This is a genomic window from Salinispora cortesiana, from assembly GCF_000484695.1.
Taxonomy (GTDB): Bacteria; Actinomycetota; Actinomycetes; order Mycobacteriales; family Micromonosporaceae; genus Micromonospora; species Micromonospora cortesiana.
In genome coordinates this window covers 1-6940 of sequence record NZ_AXVR01000100.1, presented here as the reverse complement: position 1 = coordinate 6940, position 6940 = coordinate 1, and the positions used below count along the sequence as shown (strand labels likewise).

Here is a 6940-nt window from a genome sequence, read left to right as displayed (position 1 = left end):
GCCAGAGGTCACTGGACCGTAGAGAACAGCCTTCATTGGACCCGGGATGTGACCTTCCACGAGGACACCTCCCAACTCAGGACCGGCACCGCCCCACGGAACATGGCAGCCTTCCGCAACCTGGCCCTCAACACCTTCCGCCTCGCCGGACGCGCCAACATCGCCCACGCCCGCCGCGACCTACACGACCGCACCGACACCTTCGCCGTCTACGGCATCTAACAAACCATGATCAAAGCGGACGTAAAAGAACAACGCCGGGGCCGTGACCAAAGCCCGGACCGCAGACTTGCAACACCGAATCCGCAGCACCGCGCTGGCAGCCGTCGTCATTCCACGATGTCCAAGGGGGGTAGCCCGTCTACGATCTTCATGGTTTCCAGGCTGACAGTCACGATCTTCTTGAGCAGGTCAACTACATACCGTGGATCGTCCGACCAATCGTTCGGATCGTTGACGATGCCCGATTCCTTGTCGGTCTTGACCTGGTACCGATCGATAATCCACTCAATGGCCGAACGGGCGCCCAGCTGATAGCGATACGCCTCCTCAGGGATGTTGCTAAGGGTTACTTGGTGGTTGTAGAGGATTGTCGACCGATCAACCACACCCTTGGCCCGGGCGAACTTCATCTTGCTCACCCGGTATAGCTGGTCGAGCGGAGTCGTAGAAATGTCTCCCGCAGCCGTCTCGACGATGCCGGCATACGGCTCCACCTGCTCATAACCGATGTGTAGGTCGGCGAGCCTCCGGCCGGCCGCTGCGAAGCTGCGGAAGTCCGTCACCTTTGGGATGCGCGGCAGGGACTTCTTCAGGTCCGCGGCGAATCGCTCGCGATACTCCGCCGAGTGAAGCAACCCGTAGGTATAGTAGAAGATGTCATCCTTGGTAATCGTGGAATCGTCGTACGTCTTCCGGTAGTCCCGGAGGACCGCATCGGTGACGTTGTCGAGTCGCTCGTAATGACCCTCCTCTTGTACGGTGGCGAACAGGCCGTCGCCCATGTCAAGTTCCCGGTAGGTGTAGCGAGGGAAGAAGGTGCCGCCGCTACCCGCGCCAGTAACATGGAGGTTAGGGATACAATCAAGCATTAGGACAGAGAACGGAACTGCCGAGCCGCTGCCCACGTTATAGAAGCCGAAATTCTTGTGGTCCACTGTCGGGAAGATCTTCGGCAGCTGGTAGGTCATATCGTTCAGTCGCGAATCGAAGTAAAGCTTCTGCTTGGTGAACGGCCGGTAGGAAGAGGTGACAACCCGCTCCCCGTCGAAGCCGTACTCGAAGCCCTTAGCCAGGCGGCTTTTGTCGGCGCGATTCCAGCTGATTTTCTTGGAATCCATGTCAATAAACCGCTCGGCATCGCTGGCAGTGGGGGTGGTAATCTCCTTGGCCTTGCAGTGCGTCTTGAAGGCTTCTACTTGGCGGTTGTAAAAGTCAATCATCGACTCCATGTTGGTTCGCACCTTCTCTTCCGAGAAGTTGTAGACCCAGGAGTCGCGGGCGGAGTTGAGGCCGCTTGAGTACATCGCGAAGACGGCTCGGTCGCGGGTGGTCTTGTCCTTGTCGCCTATGGCCTGGAAGGTCGAGTACCGTTCGTCGCGCTGGTTAATCCAGTCACCCTCGGGGCTCGGTGCGATCTTTTCCCACTCGACGCTCTCGAGCCCTTGGGAGGCGATGATGCGGAGCTTATCCTCGCGGCTGAGGTAGTCGCCGATGTCCCGGTAGTGCAGGGCACACTGTTCGTCTGCGGCGGTTCTGGTGCCGCCTTTGATCAAGAGCAGGATGGCCACAGTGTTCCGGCTTCCGGAGCCGAAGATTTTGCCGCCTTCCCTGCGGGATTGCTCACCAGCGGTTCTCTGGTTACCGCGCAGGTTGTAGCAGTAGATGGCATCGAACTCGTCGGCTAGAGACTTGCGCAGTCCGTCAGCGCTGGTGCCGTCGATGTAACCGCCGTTGGAGACGAACGCGACGACGCCCTCGTCTTTGATCCGGTCGGATGCCCAGCGGATCGCACGGATGTAGGAATCGTAGAGCTTGTTTTTGTTGCCTACCGCAGACCGGGCAACGTACGTGGCGGCGATACGCGCGTCGAGCACCTCGTACTTCAAATTCTGGTTGTTGTCATTGACGCTGTCCTGGCCCACAGAGTAGGGCGGGTTGCCGATGACGACGGTGATGTTCTGCTTCTGTTGTTTTTTGGCACGTTCGCTGTTGCCTTCCAGCACTTCCATCCCGTCGAGCTTCGCGCTCCCTTCGGCGAGCTGGAACGTATCGGTGAGAACAATGCCTTCAAAGGGCCGATAGTTGCCGCCAGCCAGGTCGTGGAACGCTGCTTCGATGTTGACGGCGGCGATGTAGTAGGCGAGCAGCACGATCTCGTTGGCATGCAGCTCGCTCGCGTATTTGCGGAGGAGGTCCTCCGGTTTGACGATGCCAGATTGGAGGAGGCGGACGGGGAAGGTGCCGGTACCGACAAACGGGTCGATGATCTGGACGCCTTGGTCCGACAATGAGCGGTCGAAATGCTTCTTCAGCGCCTGTTCCGTCGAGCGGATGATGAAGTCGACGACCTCGACGGGGGTGTAGACGATGCCGAGGGCGTCGGCGGTTTTCGGCAGGGCGGTCTTGAAGAACTTGTCGTACAGCTCGACGATGACGCGTTGGCGGCCCTCGTGGTTATCGATGCCCTCAGCGCGTACCCGCACCGACTGGTAGAACTCGTCGAGCTTCTTGCTCTCGGCGTCAAGCCCCTGGTCGTCGAGGATGTCAAGCATGCGCTGCATGGCCTTGGAGACCGGGTTGTGCTCGGCGAAGCCGTAGTCCTTGAACAGCGCGTCGAAGACCGGCTTGGTGACGATGTGCTGGGCCAACATGTCGATGGCGTCGCTCTCGCCCACACCGGGGTTGATGTTGACCCGCAGCTCACCGAGGAACTCCTCGAAGGCGTTGCGCTTCTCGGGGAGAGTCAGGGCGGCCTTGATCCGGGTGACATGGCGGTCGGCGATCTGGGCGATGTCGCGGGCCCAGTCTTCCCAGTACTGCCGCTGGCCGACCTTGTCGACGATGCGGGCGTAGATTGCCTCTCGCCAGTCGGTGACGGAGAAGAGCGCTTCCTGGATGTGCTTGGCGCTCTGGGCTTCCTTTGCCTTGGCAGCCTCGGCGCTGTCGGCTGTGCTCGATCCGTCACGGTCGCCGATCGACTCGTCACCTGGGCCGATGCTGCCGATGCCGATCTTGTTGTCGGGCTTGTTTTTGTTCAGCTCGATCTGGTTGACGGACGCGTTGAAGCGGTCGTCGTGGGCGCGCAGTGCCTGGAGGACCTGCCACACCGTCTTGAAACGTTGGTTGTCGGCGAGCGCCTTCTCCGGTGCCATGCCGGCGGGGATGGCGACCGGCAGGATGATGTAGCCGTAGTTCTTGCCGGGAGCGAGGCGCATAACCCGCCCGACAGACTGCACGACGTCCACGACGGAGTTACGGGGATGAAGGAAGAGGACGGCGTCCAAGCTCGGCACGTCCACGCCCTCAGACAGGCAGCGGGCGTTGGACAGAATGCGGGCGTTTGCCGGTCCCGGGTCCTGCTTCAGCCAGTCCAGCAGCTTGTTGCGCCGCAGCGTGTTGAACGTTCCGTCGACGTGCTCCACCTCGCAGCGCAGCACCTCGTCATCGGCGTCGTCATAGGCGTCAACCACCTCGGTAAAACGCCTCGCGATCGCCGTGGAATCGGCGATCGAGCGAGCGAACGCGACAGCCCGCTTCATGGGCGCCTCGCCCTCGGCGAACCCGGAGCCGTCGGCGAACGTGCCGGTGCGCTTCGCCATCGCGTTCCAGCAGCCGATGATCTTCGCGGCATCATCGAGTCGCAGTTCGCCGTCCCCGCCGGCAAGACCCTGCTGCAGCGTCTTGGCCACCCGGCCCTCGTCCACGGTGAGGATGAGAACCTTGTAATCGGTGAGTAAGCCCTGCTCGACGGCTTTTCCGAAGCCCAGCCGGTGGAACTCAGGGCCATACGTCGCCTCGTCGTCCATCGACGCCAGCAACGCGTCCGCGTTCCTCGCCTCGGATTTGGTGTCCTCGTTGTAGATCCGCGGCGTTGCGGTCATGTAGAGGCGGCGGTCGCCGCCGAGGTACGTGTCGTCGTGGACCCGGACGAACGATGACTCGTCATGCCCGGCCAGGGTGACACCGGTCGTCCGGTGGGCCTCGTCGCACAGGATCAAGTCAAAGCGGGACAGCCCCTTGCGCTGGGCCGCCGCCACTGTGCCGATGGACTGGTAGGTGGAGAAGACCACGGTCAGCCCCGGCTCAGCCTCAACCCTGTCCATCTGTTCGATCAGGCGATCGGGGTCGGTGGTGGCGGGCAGGGCCAGGTCGTAGGTGGCCATGTCGTTGTCGTCGCCGGTAGCGGCCCGCTGCTTGCCGACCTTCGTGTCCGAGCACACCGCGAACGCACGCAGCGTCACGTCGGACTCGTACGACCATTCGCGCAGGCTCTGCGACAGAAGGGCAATGGAAGGCACCAGGAAGAGCACGGTGGTGTGCTCCGCCTCTCCAGCGACCGCGCGCTCGCGCTGCAGCCGCTCGGCGATCTTCAAGCTGGTGAACGTCTTGCCAGTCCCGCACGCCATGATCAATTTGCCGCGATCATGCTCCGCAAATCGGGCGAAGACGTCGTCGATGGCCTCGCGCTGGTGCTTCAGCGGTGACTTCTTGGCCCGAAGGGTCATCTCGATGCGGCGGTCGACGCCGGGTAACTGCCACTGCACCGGGCTCTGCGCGATCTCGTCGAGCCCGATCCGCGTGACCGGAACCTGCTGATCGGCTAGTGCCGCCTCAGCGTGAACGTTCCACTTGTCGGTCGTCGAGATGATCAGGCGGCGGGTAAAACCGCCCTTGCCGGAGGCGGTGAAGAAGGAGTCGATGTCCGCCTTCTCCACGGTGTGGTGCGGCTCGTAAAACTTGCACTGGATGGCACAGTAACCACCCGTCTCCCGGTCCTGCGCGACCAGGTCAATGCCGACATCCCGCTTGTCGTGCTCCGTTCCCGGCCAGTCGGCCCACATCCACACCCGGCTGAACTGTTCGGTCCACTGCGGGTCGGTGCTCAGATACTGGAGCATCAACTCCTCGAAGCCGGTACCACGATCACGATTGCTCGATGAGCGGTCGCGGATCGCCTTGATGACGTCGTGCACGGTCGTGGTCGTCGTCACTGCGCTTCGAATCCCGTCACAGTTGTCGGCGAGCCATGAGCCCGCCGGAAGGAGCACCCGGAGGTAGGCGACTCTACCGTCACGCACCGCTGCTGTGGATCCTGCGGCAGTGACGAAACCCCAGCGGCAGCCAGCGAAGGCGGCAGCGTACGCAGTCAGTCCTGGACAGTTGGTCGGTACGGGTGGCTTCAGCACCAGCCGCGAGGAAGGTTGCGGCGATCTGCAAGGGCGTTCGGCTGGATCCGCCGCCGCCCGGGAGGACAATTGTTGGGGCGCTCCCGACGGGATCGCAGCTGGCCCATTCTCCGAGACTGGACTACAGCTCTCGGCAGAACGACCGAGGGCCTACGATCGCCGCCCTCTGGAGGGCCGCCGCCTGGAGGGCCGCCGGCCGCTTGTCAGCCGCAATGGCCGCGACGGAATGATCAGCTGTTCACCGAGACCGCTATCAGCGCCCCGGCGACCAGGTACGGACCGAAGGCGATGCTGCGCGCACGGCGCAGTGCTAGGCGTGCCAGCGCTTCGGGGACGGCGAGCACGAAGGGCAGCAGACCGCCGAGGAGCACCGCAGGCCAGCTGATGGCGCCCAGTGCCGCGCCGAGCAGCGCGGCCAGCCGCACGTCACCCAGGCCCATTCCGCTGCCCGCCACGAGGACCAAGGCCAGGTACAGGCCGCCGAGCGCAGCCGCGGCGAGCGCGGCAGTGACCAGCGTTCGGGCCTGACCCGTGGTCGCTGCCTGGCCGGCCAGCACGACGCCGACGGTCAGGGCGGCGACGCTGATCACGGGCGTGGGCAGTCTGCGGACCGCGACGTCGACGGCGGCGAGCAGCACGCCGGCGTGTATCACCACCAGCCAGACCGCCAGCAGAGGCAGGCCGCCGGGGGCGTCGCGCAGCAGCCAGACTAGGCCTGCGGATGCGACAGCCAGTCCGATGCCACACAGCTCCGAGACGGCCAACAACCTCAGCGCGCTCCTAGCCGGAACACGGCGGGATGCCGAGGCGCCCATCTCGGACGTTGGCAGGCCTCCGATCGCCGGTGGGTTGGCCGCGAGCCAGGTATACGCGTATGGCAGCGCCAAGCCGGCAAGGGCGCCGCCGGAGAGTGCCAGCCCCAGTGCTGCGGGATTCATCGGCTGCGGTTGTCGTGGCGCGCGATGGGCCTACGCCGTATCGGCAGCGGTCGGCTGGGCACAGCCGTCGCGGTAGGTGTCCGACCAGCGCCGCATCTCGCGCATGAACGACGAGAGCAGCGGCAGCAGGTGCGTGCCGGCGGCAGTCAGGGAGTAGGTGCCGGCACCCGCGTCGTCAGTGTGGTGCACTAGGCCACCGTCGCGCAGGCGGCGCAGGGCGTCGTTGAGCGATTTCGAGCTCGGTGCAGGTCGGATCTCGCGCAGCAGCTCTGACTGGACGTTTGCTTCATCTTCGGGCCGGTAATGGCCGATTCGCGCCTCGACCTCGGTAGCGCGAAATACCCGACCCGACCTAGAAAGAAAACATATCGGTGGACATAGGCCTACCCGGTTTCAGCGCATATCACCCCGGGATCGTGTCTGGTTCACTTTCATCCCGCACTGACGGACATGACGTCCGCCAGGTCGAGGCCCCAACACCGTACGCCTGCTTCATGACCGAACGGCGCCCCTACCCGTCCGACCTGTCCGACGCCCGCTGGGCCCTCATCGCACCCCGCCTCACCGCCTGGCGGCAAGCCCGCACCGACGCCG

3 protein-coding genes and 2 pseudogenes are annotated in these 6940 nt (G+C 63.8%); 2 read left to right on the top strand and 3 right to left on the bottom strand.

Annotated features, from left to right (window positions below; genetic code table 11):
* Positions 1–222, top strand: a pseudogene (locus tag K228_RS28580) (ISAs1 family transposase); the annotation flags it as partial.
* 107 nt (positions 223–329) lie between these two features.
* Here K228_RS28580 and K228_RS0123455 read toward each other — a convergent pair.
* From K228_RS0123455 to K228_RS0123445, 3 genes are all read right to left on the bottom strand, one after another.
* Positions 330–5213 carry a DEAD/DEAH box helicase gene (locus K228_RS0123455; protein ID WP_033777320.1) on the bottom strand — a complete coding sequence of 1628 codons (4884 nt, stop codon included), beginning with the start codon at positions 5211–5213 and terminating at the stop codon, positions 330–332.
* Between the two features lie 425 nt (positions 5214–5638).
* Positions 5639–6346: a prepilin peptidase gene (locus tag K228_RS26550; protein WP_025620578.1), complete on the bottom strand. Its 708-nt coding sequence runs from the start codon at positions 6344–6346 to the stop codon at positions 5639–5641.
* Positions 6347–6376: 30 nt separating this feature from the next.
* Positions 6377–6601 carry a winged helix-turn-helix transcriptional regulator gene (locus K228_RS0123445; RefSeq protein WP_281171609.1) on the bottom strand — a complete coding sequence of 75 codons (225 nt, stop codon included), beginning with the start codon at positions 6599–6601 and terminating at the stop codon, positions 6377–6379.
* A 239-nt stretch (positions 6602–6840) separates the two neighbouring features.
* Between K228_RS0123445 and K228_RS30500 the strand changes: the two are divergent.
* Positions 6841–6940 (top strand): annotated as a pseudogene (locus tag K228_RS30500) (IS5 family transposase); the annotation flags it as partial.